Origin of the sequence: Nostoc sp. DedQUE12b (assembly GCF_034530835.1) — a bacterium.
Classification (GTDB): domain Bacteria; phylum Cyanobacteriota; class Cyanobacteriia; order Cyanobacteriales; family Nostocaceae; genus Nostoc.
On record NZ_JAVRCI010000004.1, the window covers coordinates 114871 to 136572 of the forward strand.

The following is a 21702-nucleotide window of genomic DNA, read 5'->3' on the forward strand; positions in this document are numbered from 1 at the left end:
CGTAGAACTGCAAGTCCAAATTAGTTCTTCTTGAGGGCAACTAATGCAGGTGGTGTCAGCTAGAGATATTACAGAGCACAACCAGGCCCAAGAGGCTTTACGAATCAGAGAAAATAGTCGGCGAAAACAAAGCCAGGCGTTGGTGCAACTGGCAAGAAGCAAGACATTTCAGCAAGGTAATCTCAATGCCGTGTTGAGGGAAATCACAGAAACTGCTGCTCAGACGCTATTAGTAGAGCGAGTGGGGGTATGGTTATATAATAAAGAACGTTCAAAAATTGAATGCATTAATTTATATGATGTCAAGACTAAGGAGCATACCTTTGGTAACTCGCTTTTAAAAACAGATTTTCCTGCTTATTTCCAGGCTTTAGAAGAGGAACGTACTATTGCCGCAGATGATGCCAGAAACGATCCCAAAACCCAAGAATTATCCGAGTCTTATTTTTCAGTTTTGGGCATCACATCTATACTAGATGCACCAATTTGGCTAGAGGGTCATTTGCTAGGCGTAGTGTGTCACGAACACATAGGCGAAGGTCGTCAATGGACTTTAGAAGAAGAGAGTTTTGCTGGCTCAATTGCAGATTTTGTGACGCTGGCTATAGAAGCAAGCGAGCGAAACGTCGTACAGGAAGCACTGCGGCAGAGTGAGGCACAATTCCGGGCGATTTTTGAGCGTTCCTCTATTGGCATTGGCCTGATAGATATGAAAGGGCAGATAGTCGATACTAATTTGGCACTATGCGAGATTTTAGGATACAGCCGAGAAGAGTTATACGGCAAGCGCTTTACAGATTACATTTCCATAGAAAGGGAGGATTTAAAACTTTACAAACGACTGATGTCAGGAATTCGCACAGAATTAAAGAGAACTTCGAGGGACGGATTACAACCCTCCAAACATCAGGAACAGCTTGTAGAAAGACATCGTATTGAGATAGAAAGACCCTGCCAGCACCAAAATGGTAGCTTAGTTTGGACTCATATCTCTGTTTCTGTTATACCAGGCAGCAATGGTGAACCTGAGTTTTTTCTAGCGATGATTGAGGATATTACTGAACGTAAGCAAACAGAGTTGAAACTACGCGCCTCTCAAGAAGCAGCAGAAGCTGCCAGTCGAGCAAAAACTGAATTTTTAGCAACCATGAGCCATGAGTTGCGGACACCTCTCAATGCGATTATGGGTTTGTCACAGTTACTGCAACAAGAAATAGTTGGCTCTCTGAATGAAAAGCAGAACGAATATGTAAGTTGTATATATAGTAGTGGTGAACACCTGCTGGCAGTGATTAACGATATCCTTGACTTATCTAAGGTAGAAGCAGGTAAAGAGGAGCTGTTACTATCATCTTTATCAGTGGCAGATATATGTAATTATGCCATCTGGACAGTGCGCGATCGCGCCTCAGAAAAGGGATTACAACTCTCCTGTGAAATTGATCTAGAAGCGGATATTTGTATTGCTGATGAGCGGCGCATCAAGCAAATGCTACTCAACTTGCTCACTAATGCGATTAAATTCACCCCAGCAGGTGAAGTATCGCTGGTAGTCAAAAAAGTGCCACAAGGGATAACGTTTACAGTTTCAGATACTGGCATTGGTATAGACTCAAGTCAGTTTCAATTTCTATTTGAACCGTTTAAACAGCTTGACAGTCGCTTAAATCGGCAGTACGAAGGCACTGGTTTGGGTTTAGCCTTGACGCGTAAATTAGCGCGTTTACATGGTGGAGATGTTACCGTGACATCAACTGTAGGAAAAGGCAGTCAGTTCACTCTGTTTCTACCAAATCCAGAGCATCCGGGAAATGAGATAGATGAGACAGATGAGATAGATGAGATAGATGAGACAGATGAGACAGAAGAAGAAGCAAATTTTACCTCGTCCTCCTCTTCTCCAGTCATCCCCACAAATAAAACTATTTTGCTTGTAGAAGAAGAGGAAAACACAGCAACAGTGTTGCAAGATTATCTCCACACAATTGGCTATCAAGTCAAGTGGATAGATAATGGTAACGACTTTTTAAAACAAGTACAAAACTTCCAACCAGATTTAGTTTTTTTCGATTTCCAGTTAGTCAAAAAGGATGTTCATATCTGGAATTTGCTGAAAATCCTTAGAAAAGAGCCTTATCGGCAACATTTACCGATTGTAATGACGACCTTTAGCGAACCTTTAGAGGAGGAAATTGCCATGCTGCCAGGTAGCGCTAATGACTACCTTGTTAAGCCAATTCACATAGTCCAGTTAGAGTCGATTTTGATGAGATATTTTAGTTAATTGCTCATAAAAATACATTTTTGTACAAACAATTAGTGAAAAAATATATTAGATAGTATTTTTACTTTGACTGTGAAAATCTTTTTATCATTTTTACGTGGAGAATATTAGCTTCTTCAAATATTTCCCCTTCTTCTACAAAATCGAGTTTTTTATATAAATCTTTCACATATTCTTGAGCATGAATTACTACTTCTGGAATATTTTGGTTAGCTATCAGCTGTAGGGCATTTTCCATAATTTTCTTACCAATACCTTGGCCTCTTACTGTCGATAAAACAGCTAACCTTTCTATTTTGGCAGTTTTATCATCCAAATATCTGATTCTGGCAGTACCCACAACCTCCATATTTAAATAAGCAATTAGATGATCGGATATTTCATCTTTGCCATCAAATTCTAAAGCGGGGTCTACTCCTTGTTCTTCTTGAAAAACTGATTTTCTAATTGCTTTAATTGCCGGAAAATCTTTAGGTAATTCAGCAACTTTTATAACTAAATTACTCATGAAACTCTCTTTGAAGTTACTACCTATTGTAGTTTAATGTAAGTTTGATGCACCTCTCCATGCTTTGAACGAAAGTGCAAGCCTGTCCCTCTCGTAGTCGGAACTACGGTGTACACACAAGTCCTTCTGACCCCCTCTAACTCCCCCTTGGTAAGGGGGAGAACCGGATATTTCCCTCCAATGCATCGGGGGGATTAAGGGGGGTAAATCCAGGATTGGGGCTTCATTACCAAGATGTGTGTACACCGTAGGACTCGGAGAGGGAGGGTTTTACGTAATAAAATCAGGGAGAGGTGTTTTGATTGTGCTAAGACGGCTACTATATTAGCCGTGGAATTCACGTTAGTTTAATCTGCTCCTTCAATTGGTGCAAAACCTTGACGTTGAATATTTTCTGTCACCGCACGTGGTTCTAAAAATTGCAGGAGGTAATCAGGGCCGCCTGCTTTAGAACCTACTCCAGAAAGTTTGAATCCACCAAAGGGTTGTCGTCCAACGATCGCTCCGGTAATATTGCGATTGATGTACAAATTGCCTACTTCAAATTCTGTCTGCGCCTGCTGAATGTGCGAAGGTGTTCTAGAATAAAGTCCGCCAGTTAAGGCGTAATTTGTACCGTTGGCGACTACTAACGCTTCCTGGAAATCTTTCACCCGAATTGCCGCCAGCACAGGGCCAAAAATTTCTTCCTGGGAAATTACCGCATTTGGTGAGACTTCACTAAAAATGACTGGGCCGATAAAATATCCTTGTTCTGGTGCTGGTAATTCCAAGGCTACTTCTGCTTCTGCCTTACCTTTCTCAATATACTCGCGGATGCGATCGCGGGCATTAGCATCAATCACTGGCCCAACTTGTGTACTTGGGAACTCTGCTTCCCCAATGTTCAAGGATTTTGTTGCTTCTACCAACCGTTGCACAAAGGCATCATAAATCGGTTGCAGCACAATCACCCTGGAAGCAGCAGAACATTTTTGTCCACTGTAACCAAATGCTGACTGCACTACCCCCACAACAGCTTGGTCTAAATCAGCACTTTCATCAACAATAATGGCATTTTTGCCACCCATTTCAGCAATCACCCGTTTCATGTGCTTTTGTCCAGGTTTTAAGATTGCTGCCTCTGCGTAAATTCGACAGCCAACTTCTTGAGAACCCGTAAAAGCAATTACATGAGTATCGGGATGATTTACCAAATAAGCGCCAACTTGCGAACCCTTGCCAGGTACGTATTGAAATACACCTTTGGGAAAACCAGCATCTACCAAGATTTCTGTGAGTTTCGCTGCAATTACAGAAGACGTTTCCGCAGGCTTCAGGAGAGTACAATTGCCTGAAACTAAAGCTGCAACAGTCATTCCACAAGCGATTGCTAGCGGAAAATTCCAGGGAGAAATTACTACAGCAATCCCCCGTGGCTGGTAAATATAATGATTAGTTTCACCAGGTATGTCATAATTCACACCTTTATCTAACCGTTCTATCTCGTCAGCGTAGTACCGACAGAAATCTATCGCTTCCGAAACCTCTCCATCAGCTTCCTTAACAGGTTTTCCAACTTCCAAAACTATCCAAGCTGAAAGTTCAGCGCGGCGGAGTTCCATCAAATCACCGGCTTTCCGCAAAATATCAGCGCGTTGTTTAGCTGGTGTTTTCCGCCACCCAGGAAACGCCGCTTTGGCAGCTTGCATTGCTTGTTCTGCTTGTTCAACGCTAATCAACCCAACTTTACCAATTACCTCACCGAAATTAGAAGGATTGAGAGAATCAACAAATTCCGGCGGATTGACATACTCGCCATTAATCAGTGGTAAATAAGTTTTACCCAACTGTTGACGAACGTTTTGGAAAGCCTGCTTCGCCTTGGTTCTCACCTCTTCCTCAGCGTAATCGGTATCAGCAGCACCGAGGAAATGAGAATGAGGAGTTAAAGAGTTTTTTTCTTCTTTGACAATCGGCGCTGCTAATAATTCCTCAATCGGTCGATTTTCGAGATTTTGGCGTAAAAAAGAACTATTAGCGGTATTTTCCAACAATCGGCGAATTAAATACGCCATTCCAGGTAATAATTCACCGTAAGGACAGTAAACTCTGACTCGATAACCTTTATCAACCAACGCCTTGGCAACTTTATCTCCCATACCGTAGAGGACTTGCAATTCAAAGCGACGGCGGGGGACATTTAAACTTTCAGCAATGGCAATGGCGCGAGAGTGCGATCGCACATTATGGCTACCAATGGCAGAATAGACATATTGATGATTTTCTAGCAATAACTGAGTGATGTTTTCAAAGTTAGCATCAGTTGCGGCTTTGTCGTTGTAAACTGGCTGTGGCCAATGCTTCTGCGCTGCTTTGATAGTTTCCTGATCCCAATATGCGCCTTTCACCAAGCGGATTGTCAGGGGATAACCACGTTCCTTCAACCAAGAAATTACGTCTTTGGTATCTTGCTCACTATCACGCAGATATGCCTGAACTGTCATGCCAATATCTGTGCGTTGCCGAAACTCCTCTTCTAGTAACAGTTTTTTCAAAATGCTGAGAGTTATGTCTTTATAGGCATATTGTTCCATATCAAAATGGACAGCTGCGCCCAATTCTTTAGCACGACGTAAGAGAATCCGAATGCGATCGCTAACTCGCTCCTCACTACCTTTAGCATCTAAAGGGTCAAATTGGGAATAAAACGCTGTTAATTTAACAGAAACCTGAACTTTTGGGAGGGGTTCGCCATCAGCCTCATCAATAGCCGGAATAGTTGTCCAATTCTTTGATGCTTCCACCAATTGTTGCATTAATTCTAGATAGCGTTCTAGATAAGACTGCGCTTCCGCTTCAGTAATTACGGCTTCACCAAGTAAGTCGATGGTGAAAGCCATTTTTTCTTTTCGGAGTCGTTCAACTGTTTTGATGACTTGTTTAATATTTTCCCCAGAAATATATTTATGGGCAAGCGTCTCAACTGCTGTCCCAACGGTTGTAGCAGCAACTTGTCCAGGCATCGAATCGGGATTAGCAAAGTTTAGCATTCCCTTCAAAGCTGCCGGTAATTCTACAGATTCATCGCCTAAATATTCTTGTAAATGTGAGGCAATTTCTGATTTACTGTGCAAAGCAGGTAACGTATCTATAAAGCGAAATAGTTGCACCCGCAACCCAGGATTACTCATTGCCCAAGCTAGTAATTTATCATCCCAACGCATTTGATCCCGCAGGGAAGAAAAAAACGAACGATTTTCCTGCGTTGCTGCGAGAAGTTGTTTAGCAATTTCTTGGGTTTTAGCTTCGTAGGTGCTTGTTTGTACTTGTAATACCACTGATAATAACTCCGTTAATACAAGGCAAGGCTTTTTGTCAAAAGCTTGTGTCTCTATTTTGACGCTTTCATTTAGCTGTCACCATATCTATAACGTAGGATGATCTATAACGTAGGATGGTTCAGTTTTTGCTTGGAGGATATTGAACACGCTGTAAAACAGCTAACGCCAGTTCGCAAACTGCTGTAAGAAGTATTTGTTAACGTTGTTGAATCCAGATTTGTGGAAAATTTGTTGTTTGCAAATCTATAAAATTGACTATAAGCCTTAAATGTTACATCTTAAAAGTCTCGACGCGCGAGAAGAGACTACCCACCTTTGCCTATACTCGTATGTACTTATTTTTTCCAATACTAAGAATGGGTATACTGCCTCTATGCCTACAGAAAACTTTATGGATATTTTATTTTATAACTGGCAACACACTCTCCAATCCTTTGGCATTGACCAGGTAGCAGCTGAGAAAGCCTTTAATCTCTTGGTTGAAGCTTATTCTACCCCTGGTCGCTATTACCATACACTGAAACACATCGATCGCGTCCTCAGCACAATTGAGATTTTGCAAGGCTATGCCAACAACCTAGCTGCTGTTCAACTAGCTGCGTGGTTTCACGATGTAGTGTATGACACTGAAGCCAAAGATAACGAAGAACGAAGTGCAGACTATGCTTTTGAGTTTCTGAGTAATTTGGGTATTCCAGAAAGTACTATAACTACTGTCACCCGTCTGATTCTGAACACTAAAGACCACCAAGCTGCGGTGAATGACTATGATAGCCAAGTCTTAGTTGATGCAGATTTAGCAATTTTAGCTACTAACCCAGTTGATTATAAAGAATACGCTCATGCCATTCGTCAAGAATATGGCTGGGTAGCAGAGGCAGACTATATCACAGGTCGTCAGCAGGTTTTAGAACGATTTTTACAGCGATCGCGCATTTATTTTACGCCTTTAATGTCAGAGTTTGCCGAACCATCTGCTCGTGGTAATATCCAGGCAGAAATTCAGTCTTTGTTTTCTCGTTAGCTTTATCACTGTTAGTAGCATAAAATTTTTTCTATATGAATTAGGGGAGAGCGATTTACCTCCAATTCAGGGAACTATAAAAATGGTGGTTACTGACAAATATTACTACAATTTTCATGAGAACTCTTCAACAATCACCCTCACTTAGGGCAGTATTCCAACAAAAAATCGACACCAAAAAATCTACCAAACACCAAGAAATTCATGAAAGATTAGGTGATGGCTTTTTAGGCGGGTTGGGTTCATTCATGTTTGAATTTAACCAAGCAACAAATAAATTCAAAGGCAATATGGGGGAATGGGGAGTATCACTACTTTTGCAATCTTTCCCCGATACATGGGTGATATTTAATAATGCTTTAATCCCTACTAACTCAGGCTCTCTAACGGAAATAGACCATTTAATTATCGGTGAAAGTGGTGTTTTTTTAGTAGAGGTCAAAACCTGGAAAGGCTCATTTAGCGCTTATAAAGATAAATGGAAACGGCGTGAAGCTAACAATTGGGTAGCAGTTGACAATAGTCCGACTTCTCAAAGTATTTACCATCAAAAAATGTTTAGTCAGTGGATTACTTCATTAATGCCTAACCTTCCTAATGGGTTTGTTGCAGCTCCAGTAGTCTTCCCAATTGCTAAATGGATAGGAGCAAATGATTGCTCAGTTCCAGTTTTACAAGGTATCCCTGCACTACTACAGATGATAAATAGTTATCCTGATTGTTTAGCACCAATACAAGTACAGGCAATTGCCCAATTCGTTGAAAACTTGATACTTCCTACAAACACTATACCGATTCCTAAGCCCAAACCTGTTAAGCGTCAGAATCCTATAATTTGAGTTTATTAAGTGCGCCAGAGTTAGGCAGAAGGCTTGACCATTGATGTGTACGGCGGCAATATGCCAATAGTCGTTGCCTTCTCCCTCTGGTATCACTTATAAATTTGTTGGAAATCCCTTAGTTAACGTCTACCACCGCCACGATGAGGTATTTCAGACACTTCAGTATTTTCTAGCTTTCTTTTCGGTGCAAACATTTCTTGATGTTGTTGCTGTTGAATTTTTTGCTGTGCAAATTTTACGCGGGTGCGAACTCCCAGATCGGCATCGGTATCGAGTATTTGCTGAAGTTGATTTGTAATCCGCGATGCTTGATCGGGTAAAGTGACTGCTATGGCGATCGCTAGTGTTTCTAAACTCGTCACTGCCGCATAGCGCACTATCCACTCTGGATCTTGAGAAATTAGTAATAGTGCCTCTAATACCTGAATCTGAACAGATTCCACTTTCTCAGCAGGTAGTTGCTGCCAGCGCAAAGTGCCTAATCCCCTAGCAGCTGCTCGCCGCACGCTTAAGGAAAAATCAGTTTTTGCTGCCTCTAACAAGGTATCCAGCGCCCGAATATCACCAATTCCGGCTAAGGCACGAATAGCCCAAGCTCTCGCACTGTAGTTGTAGTCATCAATTAGTTCCAATAGTGACGGTACTGCGACTTGCCCGATCGCAATTAGTCCATCTACTGCCGCCACTGCTGCCCCTGGATTGTTGTAGCCCAAAGCTGCAATCAGAGTGGGAACAGATTCCTCTATACCAGCTGCCGCTAACTCCTGAACTGCGTCTAATAAGCGATCCGAGGAGTCTGCTTCTTCCACAGCACGGATTAATATTTGAGCAAGGTCACTGTTATTCATAATAATTTGTCATGAGTCATTAAGGATCTGCCAATTGTAGCTTAACTCCTCCGTAGTTGACATCAGACATAAACCCCCTAGCCCTTATTTCGCAGTTATGTTAGGGGTTTATGTCTGATAAACAATTGATTTAAGCGTATTAATAACGACTAATGCCTGGGAAATTATAACTACAATAGCGAGTCCATGAAATTTATTACTTTAATTGCACCATCTGACAAAGTGCTTGTTGCTGTGTGGTTAACTTGATATTCTAGTAATCCTTTAAGAGAAATTAGCTTCAGGCTATTTTCAGCAAGAGTTTCGGCGATCGCATCTGCTGCGGGTAGATAGCCAATCGCTCCCAAGTCTGCTAACACTGCTCGACGCAATTGTAATTTTTCTCCTGCCAGAGCTTTTACTAACCGTTCTCCATAAACTGGTTCTTGGGTTAATTGATACATCGCTCGTGCGGCAGCATATTGCACCAATTCGATTGGATGCTCTAAAAATGGTTTTACCAAGGGGATACACTCAGTTGCCCTCAAGGCTCCCAAGGCTTCTAAAATGGCCTCGTAGGGTTGAGATAAATCAGGCTGCTTTGAGATCAGCTGCTCTCCCTGCAAACCTACTTGTAATAACTCGATCAGGGCAGGAATGCAAACCGGATCGCCCAGCATTTCTAAGGATTGTGCCGCTGCTTCCCGAACATAAAAATCTGAGCAGTCTAAACACGCAATTAAAGGTGAGACTGCCTGGCGATCGCCTAGTTTCCCTAAAGCCCTAGCTGCGTTCCGTCGCAGAGGATATCCGCCTTCTGGTGTTCTGTCGGCTTCATCCTCTAACGCTTTAATCAATCCTGTAACCGCAGCTGCTTCACATATCCGAAACCTACCCAACCACCAGGCAGCATAAAAGCGCAGACCTAAATCTGCACTTTCAAGATTAGCGATCGCTTGTTCTACTGTTAAAGATTCACCATCACCAGAGTTACCTGTCGGTGATAAATCTTCAAATTTCTGCGGACTAGAATTCATTATGAAGAAGGAGGATCGCTTTGTTCGCTATTTGTTTGAGGTTCAGCGTTCAATGGCTGAATGCTGACTATTTTGCCACCCAAGCGAGTAATTCGCTGCATTTCTTGATTCATCCGGTTCTCAGGTACTGTGAAAAACACAGTGGCACTAGAACGAATGGGATAGTTGGTTTTTTCAGTTTCTTCGCTTTGGCGCAGACCCACTACTTCATACCGAAAGTAGCGACTACTCGTTCTACTACTAATTGGCCCAACCATAAAATTAATTCCCTATTCTAAATTGTCATTAGTCTTTTGCCTTTAATAATGACATCGACTAATGACTATTGACTATTGACACTAAAGGGGTTTTACACTAGCTATTTTACCACCTTGTTTTACCACTCTCTGGAAGTAACTAGATAGTTCTTCATAAGGTATGATCACTGCTTGATTGACGCGGCGTGTGCTGGGATACCCAGCTCCAAAAACACCTGCTACTTCAATACGGTAAAGTCTGCCTTCTTTACCAAAGGTTCCCGCACCACCAAAAGTACTGTTGGGGGTAACGCCTTTTTCAGAAGCAACGTATGAAAAACCTGAAGAAGCACCAGAGGGAGGAACAACGACGGATGCGCTATTGCGGCCTAGTTCGCTAGCAAGGCGGGTGTCTTTGCCTTTGAGTTGGGAGGTATCGCTACTGGCATAGCCGCGATAAAGTTGAAATATCCGGGTAAATCCGACAGTTTTTTGTCCTGTTTGGGTTTCAAAGCCGCGATAGTAAGGTACTATATTTTCACCAAAGTTAGATTGATACTCTGGCGAATCAATATAAGAATCGATGTCGGCTTCATATCCCTTGGTTTGATACAAGTCTAAGTGATAGACGACATCAGACTCATCATAAGGGGCACGACCCAACAAATGTTTGTAGTTCAGTTCGATGACGCGAGTTTGGAAGTTGTCGTAGAAAAACTTGGTTTTGTACAGTTCCGATTTAGCTAGCTGACGTACAAACTCTTGCACTGTAATTTTGCCATCACGGAGGATCGATTCAGCACTTGTTAGGCGGTCAGATGCCAATATATAGTTGTTGCCCAAAACTTGACGATAGACGGCAGCAATTACTCTTTCGATGTCTTCTTTGGTTGCATTCGGACGCAATTCCACAGGAGACTGATCGCTAAAAGGTTCTGTTCCCAGGCGGGAAGCTGCTGTTGTAATAGCCATTGGTAATTTTCCTTTTGTAATTAGTAGTTGGAAAAATTAGGAGTTAGGAGTTAAGAGTTAGGAGTTAAGGCTAGGAATATAGTTAGGAATTTAAAACTCATAACTTCTAACTCCTCACTCCTCACTTCTAACTCCTCACTCCTAACTCCTCACTTAATTCCCGATTCCCTATTTATACGGCTGTAATGCTAATAACCTTACTACCCTTGCGATTCAACTGCTGCAATTTACTAGAAAGTTGCTCGTAGGGTACGATCAATTCCGCAGTACCGCGCCGTACTACAGCTGAGTTTGGGGAAGCTGCTTGTAGTACTCTGATCCGGTATGTTTCGCCGCGACCACCTGTAGAGAGTCCTGTTAAGGCTCCAGCAGAGACTGGATAAATGGGTGAAGCTAAATTCTTAGCCACTTCCCAAGTGAGGCGTCCTTGTTTTTGTCCTTGAGCGCGATCGCTATTGGCATAACCCCGATACAGTTGGAACAGTCGGCTATAGCCAACGTTTTTCTGTCCTACTTGACTTTTAAAGCCTTTATAGTAAGGGACAATATTTTCGCCAAAATTCTCTTGATATTCTAATGAGTCAATGTAGGAATTAATCTCAGCTTCATAACCTTGTGAGTTGTAAAGCTCAACATGGTACGAAATCTCTGACTCATCTTCTGGGGCACGCCCCAATAAATGCTTATAATTCAACTCGATAAACCGAGTTTGGGAGTTGGAGTAGAAAAACTTATCCCGATAGAGTTCTGATTGAGCAATGGCTAGCACAAATCCCCTAACGGTGATTGCACCTTGCTGCAACAGTGATTCTGCACTCTCTAGACGGTCTCCTTCTAGTAGATATGCATTACCCAAAACCTGACGGTAAGCCGCCCGGATAACCACTGCCACATCCGCTTCTGTTCTATCAGGGCGTAGTTCTACTAGTGCTGAATTTTCAAACGCTCCAATCCCTAATCTTGCTGCTTGTCCCAAAGCTGCCATCTTTAACCTCCCAGTTTTAACTGCAAAACTGAAAATTTTTTAGAAAAATTTTTTCTAGTCTTTTAACAGTCTTTTTGAAATTGACACTCACCTTGCTTTAAGTAAGGCGATTTTTAAGACATAGCTGCCTTAATATCCTGTTTCCACAGCTTCCCGGCTCACCTTATCGGTTTGGCAGTCCCTTATGAGGGAGAAACCTCCAGACGTTCTCTGTCAGACACTGCTCGTAGCTTGCTTCTCCGTAGGGGATTTGACTCGCTAACGTTGCGCCAGCGTCTTTCCTTCAGAACGCTATGTGTTCGCGGAGCGTCTTGTCAGAAAAGGGAGAAGATTGCGCTCGCTGCCTCACCACATTTGCCACAAGGGCGTAGTGATATCTCCTTACGTTATTTCGGGCGTATACTTTCCCTCAGTCCGAGGGTAGGTTTTTAAATCTTGTACTGACAAAAATATTGTGCCAATTGACGGTAGCTTAAAAGAGGCACTGGGTTGTGAACTTTCCCAAAGTTGTAGCAAATACCGTGCTACCTCGGCAGCTTTCATCCCTGTTCTAAAGCAAAAAATACAGAACTACGTTCCTCTTTCTCCAGGGTTTTCAGCTAGCTTTTCTTAAAAAACTGCCCGGAGAGGTAAACAACTCATAGAACTCCTTTGTCATAAGAGCTGATTTCCTCTCCGGGCTAAAGAAACACTCTAGCTTAGAGTATTGATTACGTAGTCGATGTAGGAATTTGCTTCAACAGCTGGGTCGCCGCTAAGACCGTGGTTAGCTTTGATGTACTTGAGAGCTTCAATGTACCAGCTAGGAGAAAGATCAAAAGTCCGGTTGATTTCAGCCAAGCCAGAAATCAAGAAATCATCCAAGGGGCCTGTGCCACCAACAACTAAAGCGTATGTGATAATCCGCAAGTAGTAGCCAACATCACGTACACACTTGCCTTTACCGCGCGCATCAGACGCGAAGTTAGGGCCTTGCTGTTGAGTGGTGTAAGGGAACTTGTTATACACCGCTTGAGCAGCACCTTCGGTCAAGCGTTGAGCATTGGCGCTCAATGCTTTTGCTGCTTGTAAGCTAGCAGGAGCTTGGCGGAAGCGACCAAAAGCAACTTGAATTTCGGTGCTGCTGAGGTAGCGTCCTTGAGAATCAGCCGATGCAATTGCTTCAGTTAGAGGTGTTTTTGTCATTTTGGTATTTCCCTTTTACAAACGTTATGGTTGAAATTTTGTTTTGTCCTATAGACAGGACAATTATTTAGTCAACATCAGCAATGCTTGCTTTGCTTAAGCTACAGCAGCAGCAGCACGATCGAAATAGCTAGCTATTTCAGATGACAAAGCACTGCAATCGCCTCTGGTGATATTGTTTGTATCGTTGACAATTGCCAAAGAAGCTTGTTTCAGCTTTTGAATACCAACAGCAACTGAAGCTCCTGGAGTTCCCAATGCCAAGTAGGTTTCCCGCAATCCATTGAGGGCACGATCGTCTAGTACGCTAGAATCGCCAGCAAAGATAGCGTAGGTGATATAGCGAAGAATGATGTCCAAGTCTCTGATACAAGCAGCTGCACGACGGCTGGTGTAAGCATTACCACCGGGAGTGATCAATTGGGGTTGTTCTGCCCACAAATCACGAGCCGCAGCAGCAACAAGAGCTGACGCATTGCTGGTAATACGGTTAACAGCATCTGCACGCTTGTTACCATCTTTGACTAGTTCGCTCAATGCATCCAATTGTGCATCAGAGAGATATTCGCCGCGTGTATCAGCTTGGGAAACTACTTTTGCAAATGCATCTAAAACCATTGCGTTAAATCTCCTAATTTGCTTGGTTAAGAATAATTGGACTCAAAACTGAATGGTTCAGTTGATTTTTGATGTCAGCACTGCCTGACGAGTTACGAAAGGTTTAAAACAGACATCCAAGAAATAAGTTTACGATCTCCAGGCTTTCAGATTAAAACTTTTGTTAAAAAACTTCAAACTTCTATGAACGACTGGAAAACCTGATTAAGATGTTGTTTTTTACTTCCAAGTTCTCTTTATACAATGCTGCTGTATCATATTTTATTACAAATTATTATTATGTTTGTGAAAAATAGTTACATAACTTCATATTTCTGTCTCTGTTTAGTTTATGAGCCGAGCGCTGCTCCTGTGGGAGAGCAATAGGTGTTGTATAGCAAAGTGCTGAGTGCTGTTAGCGGAAGCGGGGCGTTTAGCCCGTGCTGAGTGCTGAACAAAAACCCAGTCGTTTCAAGCCTTTGAGCAATCAACACTGTCCTAACCTATGTGACTACAGTTGTAGTTATGTCTTATGTGTCTTATGTAAAATTACTCGAATTTATTTTGGAGAAAGGCAATAACGCGCTTAAATGCTTGGGGGTCTTGGTAAAGAAAGCTATGACCGCCCTTAAAGAACTCTAAATACGAACCTGGTATCTGTTTGTGTATCGCCTCAAGATTGGCAGGAGGAGATATGCCATCGTGATGACCGCCGCAGATATAGACAGGAATATGCAGTTGAGAAAGTCGATTGTATGTATCGTGAGCAGCACGAGCCTCAAGCTGGCGACGACGCCCGACTTCACGACTTGGTTCCTCTCTACCCGCTTGAGAAACTGCTAGTGTCAGCTTCACTAATTCCTGAAATTGTGTAGTTCGGCTAGAGAGCCAAGCTTCTTCTTGCCAACGGGTATCAGCAATTGTGATTTGCCGATAAGCTAGTTCTTCGTTAGGTAGGTTCGCGAGTTCATGTAGTGGATATGACGAGCCACCAGCACCGCCACTACTAGTACAGGCCAAAACAAGACGTTTAACGCGGTGTGGATAGCGCAGTGCCAACTCTTGGGCTACCATACCCCCAAAGGAAATTCCGATGACATGAGCGTTTTCCCACCCGACTGCATTTAACAAAGAGTCTGCATCGGCGGCGTAATCTGCTATGGTGTAGGGAATATCAGGTTTTGAAGTTTGACCCAGACCGCGCTGATCGTAGGCCAGGATTTCAAAGTGTGGGGCTAGCGGTGAGTCAAAAATAGTCGGCGATCGCTGCAAATGTGCTCCAGTACCACTGATACTGAGCAGGCGTTGACCAGTGCCACGAATCTCATAATACATTTGCAGGTTACGAACAGATACAAATGGCATGAGTATTTTTCCTGATACATTTCAGCTAATTTGGCTAAGGGAGCGATCGCAATATTTCTAAATAAGCATTCTCCTTGAACTATCGTATGTTGTTATACACATTCCAGTACAATTAGAATCCTTAAAGGGTGCGCAAGTATAGCACCCTTTAATATTATGATCTAGTATTGACCCTACTCAACCCTGAATTCTGATTGCTGATTACTGCGTAAATTAAGAATTAGTCATTACACAAGTACTGAGTAAAAGCCTCACCCCTCGCGATGCCCTGAGCTTGCCGAAGGGTAAGCGGTCTTTCAACCCAGCATCTCAGCACTCAGCACTCAGCACTCAGCACTCAGCACTCTTCATTACTTCCTAATTCCTACCAAACACACTGCCAAGGGCACGCGCCATATTTTGCGGCTGCATTGCATCCATTGCGGCGGTGGGTTCGTAGCCACAATGAACCATACAATCGGCACACTTAGGATTACCACTCTTCTGGCCGTATTGACTCCAGTCAGTTTGTGCGAGTAATTCTTTAAAGGTAGAGTAATAACCTTCGTTCAGCAGATAGCAAGGTTTTTGCCAACCGAGAACGCTATAACTAGGGCTACCCCAAGGCGTACATTCGTAGTCTTTATCACCAGTGAGAAAATCTAGGAACAAGGGATTGTGATTGAAGTTCCAGTTTTTTTCACCACTTTTGTAAGGAGCCAGAATTTCTCGGAAGAGGGCGCGGGTTTGTTCGCGGTGGAGAAAATGATCTTGATCTGGTGCCCACTCGTAACTGTAGCCAGGAGAAATCATCATCCCGTCAGTATTTAATGTTTCCAGAAAGTTAAAGAACTCTTGTATATCTTTAGGTTCAGTACCTTCAAAGATAGTGGTGTTAGTAGTAACACGAAAGCCTTTAGCTTTAGCGGCGCGAATGGCTTTGACAGCAATATCAAAAACACCTTTGCGATCAACACAGTGATCGTGCAACTCCCGCATTCCATCTAAATGCACGCTGAAAGTTAGATAAGGAGAAGGTTGAAACTTATCCAGACTCTTCTCTAACAACAAACCATTGGTACACAAGTAAATATATTTCTTGCGCTCAATTAATCCCTGGACAATCTCATCAATTTGGGGGTGCAGCAGAGGTTCTCCGCCAGGAATGGAGACAACCGGTGCGCCGCACTCTTCCACTGCGGCAAAACACTGTTCTGGGGTGAGATTTTGCTTTAAAATTTCCTTTGGATGTTGGATTTTACCACAACCAGTACAAGCGAGATTACACCGAAAAAGAGGTTCCAACATCAACACTAAGGGGAAGCGTTTACGTCCTTTCAACCGCTGTGTAACAAGATACTTCCCAATATCCATAGCTTGTTGTAGATTAACTGCCATTGTTGCGATCGCTCCTCTTTTAAAGATAAATGCACCACTTTTTCAACCCCAAGATTTATCTATGGGGTCTTAAATTTTGAATTTTGAGTTTTGAATTTTGAATTTCCCAGAGGGGTTGACATATCCCTGAGCAACAAACCAATCCACAGCATCTTTGAGTGCGGCATTAAGCGAAGATTGGGGTAGACCCAATTCTCGTACAGCCTTTGAAGCATTGTAATACATAGGTTGTTTCGCCATGCGAACGCCATCCAATGGTACTGAGGGCGATTTCCCTAATGGTGCGAGAATCTTTTCATCAACCCAGGCAACACTCAGGGGCAACCAAGCGGGTACAGTTTGTTGAGGTGCGCTAAGACCTGTGATATCGGCGAGTTGTTCGAGTAGTTGCTTGAGACTGAGGTTTTGATGACCTAAGATATAGCGATCGCCAGATTTACCCCGTTGCAAAGCCAGTAAATGCCCCCATGCCACATCCCGCACGTCGATAAAATTTAGACCAGTATCCAAGTAAAAAGGCATTTGCCGTCGCAAAAACCGCAGTATTATATCACCCGTCGGTGTAGGTTTGATATCCAACGAGCCAATAGGACTGCTGGGATTCACAATAACTACTTCCTGACCTGTAGCAACGGCTTGGATGGCTTCTTGTTCAGCCAGAAACTTAGACTTTTTGTAGTCACCCACTAACTTTTCTAAAGGACTCTGATGTGTTTCATCAACAACTTCCCCTGACGATCCTACCCCAATAGCTGCCACCGAACTTGTGTAGACGGTGCGCTCAATGTTAGCTTTGCGAGCTGCTGCCAACACATTACGCGTACCCAAGACATTGTGACGGTGGAGTAATTCACGGTCTGTTTGCCAGAGGGAATAATGGGCTGCCACATGAAATAGGTATTGACAACCAAGCATCTGTTGCCAAAGATTTGGATCGTTCAAATCGCCTTTGACAATTTTCACATCCAGAGCGCGTAGATTATCCAAATTGCTGGTTGAGCGTGCCAGCGCTTTGACTGTGTAACCCTCTTGCAGCAACAACCGTACCAAGTGGGCACCAATAAAGCCCGTACCCCCCGTGACAAAAACCTGCATTAAGCTGCCCCCCTCTTCTTAAATCGAGGAAACCAATCATCCAAGATGGTATAGACGACTGGCACAACAATCAAACTGAGAATAGTTGAAGTTACTAGTCCACCTGCGATCGCTACAGCCATCGGCGATCGCAATTCGGAACCAGCACCAAAACCTAATGCGATCGGTAACATGCCTAAAATAGTGGAGGCCGTGGTCATCATAATTGGTCTGAGGCGCACTAGTCCGGTATTGAGGATCGCCTCGGTACGGTCTAAGCCAGCATTGCGTAACTGATTGATATAATCTACAAGCAAAATGGCATTTTTATTTGCCAGCCCTAGCAAAAAGACGAAACCGATCAATGAGATCATACCAAAGTCACTCTTAGTAATCAGTAGCGCCAACATTGCCCCTACTAGTGCTAAAGGTAAAGATACACCAATCACCAGAGGGTCTACCCAGCTTTTGAATAGTAAAATTAGGACTATGACAATGCACAGGGCAGATAAAGCCAGAGTAGTACCGAAACTGCTAAAGACTTCACCTTGACGGGCAGAGTCTCCCCCTAAATTTAAAGAAACATTAGAGGGTAACACCGCGTTTGCTTCAGCTACTACTTTGTCAGTGGCATCACCCAAAGACAGATTTTTGCCAAGATTAGCACTGATGTAGGCCACCCGTTGATTATTCAGCCGCTCGATCTGAAAAACCGTGCCCTGTGGATTCGTTGCACCTGTAACTGTAACATCAGCGAATCCTGGTAGCCTTTGAATCCTTTCTTTAATGGCTTTGACTGCTTTGCTCAAAGCTTGGAGATTATCACCTTGTAATGCTATCTGGAGGGGTTTTTGACCGCCAGAATCAACAAATTGAATATCTTCAATACTAGTAGTTACCCCAGAAAGAACAGGTAAGGAGGAGCGCAACTGATCCTGTAGTTCGGCAGTTGTAATTGTGCGATCGCCCTTTAACTTTACATATAGTATTCCTTTATTCGGCTCACCCTCGCGAGAACCAACGGTGGTAAATACCGTTTCAACTGCCGGTGATTTTCTGACTACATTTTCTAATTTCTTTGCAACCTCAAGAGAATCGTTCAAGGGGTTAGGAATTGGGGACTGGAGACTAGGATTTCTCCCCTGCTCCCCTGCCCCCCGGTCACTGAGCGTAGCCGAAGTGCTGCCCCCCTGCCCCTCGGTCACTGAGCGTAGCCGAAGTGCTGCCCCTCCGCCCCCCTGCCGCTCTGTTCCACTAGGAATACTCGGCAAAGGAGCCGTATAAGCAATATTAAATTCGCCGCGATCGAGTTTAGGAATAAATCCTTTGGGAATTAATGGAATCAGTGCTATACCTGCGATGAAACTGAAGACAGCTAACCCGATAACTATTTTCCGGTGATTTAAAGACCAACTCAGTAAATTTCCGTAAAATTGAGTAAAAGCTACCCAGATTTTTGCTTCTCGACGCGGGGAGAGTGAGGATTTAGGTTTCAGCCAGTAGATAGCCAGAACTGGAGATAAAGTCCGAGCAACTAGCATAGAAGCCAGCATTGCCGCGGATACAGTGATGCCAAAAGGCTTGAAGAACTGACCAATTACCCCACCCATTAAACCTATGGGTAGAAAAACTGCTACTGCTGTTAAAGTGGCGGCGGTAACTGTCAACCCAATCTCATTTGTAGCTAAAAGCGCTGCTTGGCGAGGAGTTTCCCCATCGTCAACGTGTCGCATAATGTTTTCCACATCCACGATCGCATCATCAACAATGCTACCAATCACCAAAGCTAAAGCCAGCAGGGTGATTGTTTCCAGGTTGAAGCCGAAAATCGCCATGACGATAAACGTCGCCAGCAAAGACGTGGGAATCGCTAAGGCAGAAATCAGAGTTGCCCGCCAATTCCACAAAAAAGGAAAAATTACTACGATAGACAATAAGACCGCTTCCAGCAAAGCATCAATTGTTGACTGGGTGGCTTGGCGGATATATTCTGCTTGGGTGGCAGCTAAGGTGAGTTTGACATCTTTAAGGGTAGAGCGTAGCCTTTGAACTTCTTTCTCAACCTGACTCACTACTTCCAAGGTGTTAGCACTACCGCGTTTGATTACCTGAAATGCTAGTGCATCTTGACCGTTAAACCGGACTAATGTTGACCCACCTTGAGGGAGAGCTGTTGCACTTGCATTTGCTGGATTTACCGGAGGAATTGCAGTCGCAGCGCCTAGTAGTGAAACTTTTAATACTCCTGGTAATTTAGCGATCGCACTGACAATCTCATCTTGCGCCAACTTCGTCAAATCTTTGAGATTCCGTGTAGGACTCTCTATGGCATAACTAATGGCGGCTGACTCGTTTAGATTCAGAGGAATAATTTTAGAAGTCGCTCCTTGAGGCAAAGTTAGTTGCTTTAGGGCAGTTTCAACCTTTTTGGTCGATGTTTCTAAATTCGTCCCAACGGCAAAAGAAAGGGCAACAGCTGTTTGACTAGGATAGGTTGATGAGCGAATATTTTCCAGTCCTTCCAGAGAGCGGAGGCGTTCTTCTAGGGGTTTAGTGAGCTTCGCTTCTGTATCCAGGGCAGTTGTTAGGGGGGCTGTAGCATTTACAACCACCACTGGAAAGGTAATATCTGGAAACAAGGCATACTTAAGGGAACTGAAAGCCAGAACACCAGCTACCGTTACGGCAATCCAAAAACTCACCGTCAGCCACGAAAATTGAATCGCCAATTTGGAAATATTGAAGAGTTCTCGTGCGGATTTGGAGTTATGAAGCTTTACCATCTTGGAAAATTATCGTGTGGATGACACAATTATTTAGTCATGCTACAGCAATCATCTTCGGTTTGCGAATTTTGCTTACTACTAAACGGCAATATTACTTATTGTCACTCAGATATGACCCAATCTTAGTTAGTGGTTACGCAGCGACGGTGAGCAATCGTATTTTACAAACTGCGTAGGCTTAGTCGGTCGTAGATCAATACTTCTCGGTTAAGCATTTTTAACTCGGAATCGGGTTTGGGGTAAAGGGTAAGGGTTAAAGGTTTTTTCTTTCCCTTTTCCCTTTCCCCTTTTCCCCTGAACCGAGAAGTATTGGGTCGTAGATATCGCTCTCTAAGGTAAAGAAGAATCGCGCCACGCCCATCTACTCCAAACATTAATTGACCGTTAAAACTTGAAACTATCGAGACTAGTGCCTAATTTTTTGCCCGTTAACACAATTTTGGTGCCTCAAGGAGCAGAATATAAAGCTGTGTGTCGCGGATTAAGCGGCATTACTGCCTCTATCCCAAAAGTAGTAGCCATACCTGTTGGAATGAAGCCTTTACTCAAATACCTGCAACAAGGACAATTTCTGACTCCAAAATCCAGAGTGCTGATTATGGGTATATGTGGCAGCTTGAGCGATCGCTACACAGTTGGCGATCTTGTGCTGTATCAAGATTGTGTTTATCAAGGAAAGCAGCAAGAATGCGATCGCACTTTTACAGCACAATTGCACTCTTATATATCAGAAAAAGTATCTTTGGTCAAGTCACTGACAAGCGATCGCGTAATTTGGTCTGCATCCGAAAAACGTCGTTTAAGTGAGACTTTGGTGGCTGATGTTGTTGATATGGAAGGATTTACCGCTTTAGAATTTTTCAATGCCGCTGGGGTGTCTGTGGCAATGCTGCGAGTAGTCAGCGACGATTGCCAGCATAATATCCCTGATCTCACACCAGCAATTAACTCTGATGGCTCTCTAAACCCTTTTCCGTTAGCGATCGCAATGCTTCGACAACCCTTTGCCGCTACTCGGTTGATTCGAGGTTCATTAACAGCATTAAAGGTGTTAGAGCAAGTTACAAATCTACTTTTTTCAGGCTCTAGCAATAAATAATCTGTTGCGTCTTTACAGTCATTTTTAGATAAATAACTATACAGTAGGGGCACAGCTTTGCTATGTCCTTACAAAATATAGCAATCCTAAATCATTTGTGAAAATACCTTTTTAGTCTGTTGGCATTTTCTGTGTCTCTGCCATTAGTTAGAAAAAATGATTTTTCACTAATAAAATCGAA

18 protein-coding genes are annotated in these 21702 nt (G+C 43.3%); 5 read left to right on the forward strand and 13 right to left on the reverse strand.

Annotated features, from left to right (window positions below; translation table 11 throughout):
* The first annotated feature begins 43 nt into the window (after positions 1-43).
* Complete coding sequence (locus RMY16_RS03505; RefSeq protein ID WP_322735190.1) at positions 44-2284, forward strand: ATP-binding protein; 2241 nt, start codon at positions 44-46, stop codon at positions 2282-2284.
* Between the two features lie 61 nt (positions 2285-2345).
* On the opposite strand, the gene RMY16_RS03510 is transcribed toward RMY16_RS03505, so the two are convergent.
* Positions 2346-2792 (reverse strand): GNAT family N-acetyltransferase, encoded by a 447-nt coding sequence (locus RMY16_RS03510; protein WP_322735191.1) that lies wholly within the window; start codon positions 2790-2792, stop codon positions 2346-2348.
* A gap of 347 nt (positions 2793-3139) precedes the next feature.
* Entirely contained in the window at positions 3140-6112 is a 2973-nt protein-coding gene (pruA, locus tag RMY16_RS03515; RefSeq protein WP_322735192.1) for an L-glutamate gamma-semialdehyde dehydrogenase, read from the reverse strand.
* Positions 6113-6488: 376 nt separating this feature from the next.
* Here pruA and RMY16_RS03520 point away from each other — a divergent pair, with 376 nt between their 5' ends.
* Together RMY16_RS03520 and RMY16_RS03525 are read left to right on the forward strand one after the other, a co-directional pair.
* Positions 6489-7139, forward strand: coding sequence for a hypothetical protein (locus RMY16_RS03520; protein WP_322735193.1), 651 nt, complete (start codon positions 6489-6491; stop codon positions 7137-7139).
* A 116-nt stretch (positions 7140-7255) separates the two neighbouring features.
* The gene (locus RMY16_RS03525) at positions 7256-7978 is read left to right on the forward strand and encodes a nuclease-related domain-containing protein (protein ID WP_322735194.1); all 723 of its coding nucleotides are present in this window, start codon (positions 7256-7258) and stop codon (positions 7976-7978) included.
* A gap of 122 nt (positions 7979-8100) precedes the next feature.
* Here the strand turns inward: RMY16_RS03525 and RMY16_RS03530 are convergent, their stop codons facing one another.
* The 11 genes from RMY16_RS03530 to RMY16_RS03580 all read right to left on the reverse strand — a co-directional run bounded on the left by RMY16_RS03530 (position 8101) and on the right by RMY16_RS03580 (position 20419).
* On the reverse strand, positions 8101-8829 hold the full coding sequence (locus tag RMY16_RS03530) for a HEAT repeat domain-containing protein (protein WP_322735195.1): 729 nt from the start codon (positions 8827-8829) through the stop codon (positions 8101-8103).
* A 170-nt stretch (positions 8830-8999) separates the two neighbouring features.
* Positions 9000-9845: a HEAT repeat domain-containing protein gene (locus RMY16_RS03535; RefSeq protein ID WP_322735196.1), complete on the reverse strand. Its 846-nt coding sequence runs from the start codon at positions 9843-9845 to the stop codon at positions 9000-9002.
* On the reverse strand, positions 9845-10102 hold the full coding sequence (locus tag RMY16_RS03540; RefSeq protein ID WP_416211645.1) for a phycobilisome linker polypeptide: 258 nt from the start codon (positions 10100-10102) through the stop codon (positions 9845-9847). Before RMY16_RS03540 ends, RMY16_RS03535 begins: the two co-directional genes overlap by 1 nt.
* Positions 10103-10183: 81 nt before the next feature.
* The gene (locus RMY16_RS03545; protein ID WP_322659629.1) at positions 10184-11053 is read right to left on the reverse strand and encodes a phycobilisome linker polypeptide; all 870 of its coding nucleotides are present in this window, start codon (positions 11051-11053) and stop codon (positions 10184-10186) included.
* Positions 11054-11225: 172 nt separating this feature from the next.
* Positions 11226-12038, reverse strand: coding sequence for a phycobilisome linker polypeptide (locus tag RMY16_RS03550; RefSeq protein ID WP_322735197.1), 813 nt, complete (start codon positions 12036-12038; stop codon positions 11226-11228).
* A 693-nt stretch (positions 12039-12731) separates the two neighbouring features.
* Positions 12732-13223 (reverse strand): phycocyanin subunit alpha, encoded by a 492-nt coding sequence (cpcA, locus tag RMY16_RS03555; protein WP_012411562.1) that lies wholly within the window; start codon positions 13221-13223, stop codon positions 12732-12734.
* 96 nt (positions 13224-13319) lie between these two features.
* On the reverse strand, positions 13320-13841 hold the full coding sequence (locus RMY16_RS03560) for a phycocyanin subunit beta (protein WP_099099077.1): 522 nt from the start codon (positions 13839-13841) through the stop codon (positions 13320-13322).
* 528 nt (positions 13842-14369) lie between these two features.
* Positions 14370-15185 (reverse strand): alpha/beta hydrolase, encoded by an 816-nt coding sequence (locus tag RMY16_RS03565; RefSeq protein ID WP_322735198.1) that lies wholly within the window; start codon positions 15183-15185, stop codon positions 14370-14372.
* Positions 15186-15542: 357 nt separating this feature from the next.
* The gene (gene hpnH / locus RMY16_RS03570; RefSeq protein ID WP_322735199.1) at positions 15543-16562 is read right to left on the reverse strand and encodes an adenosyl-hopene transferase HpnH; all 1020 of its coding nucleotides are present in this window, start codon (positions 16560-16562) and stop codon (positions 15543-15545) included.
* A 69-nt stretch (positions 16563-16631) separates the two neighbouring features.
* Complete coding sequence (hpnA, locus tag RMY16_RS03575; protein WP_322735200.1) at positions 16632-17657, reverse strand: hopanoid-associated sugar epimerase; 1026 nt, start codon at positions 17655-17657, stop codon at positions 16632-16634.
* Positions 17657-20419, reverse strand: coding sequence for an efflux RND transporter permease subunit (locus tag RMY16_RS03580; protein ID WP_322735201.1), 2763 nt, complete (start codon positions 20417-20419; stop codon positions 17657-17659). The genes hpnA and RMY16_RS03580 overlap by 1 nt, the downstream gene beginning before the upstream one ends.
* Between RMY16_RS03580 and RMY16_RS03585 the strand changes: the two genes are divergently transcribed.
* Together RMY16_RS03585 and RMY16_RS03590 are read left to right on the forward strand one after the other, a co-directional pair.
* The gene (locus RMY16_RS03585; protein WP_322735253.1) at positions 20389-20598 is read left to right on the forward strand and encodes a hypothetical protein; all 210 of its coding nucleotides are present in this window, start codon (positions 20389-20391) and stop codon (positions 20596-20598) included. The genes RMY16_RS03580 and RMY16_RS03585 overlap by 31 nt on opposite strands.
* A 215-nt stretch (positions 20599-20813) precedes the next feature.
* Positions 20814-21521, forward strand: coding sequence for a phosphorylase (locus RMY16_RS03590; protein WP_322735202.1), 708 nt, complete (start codon positions 20814-20816; stop codon positions 21519-21521).
* Positions 21522-21702 lie beyond the last annotated feature (181 nt).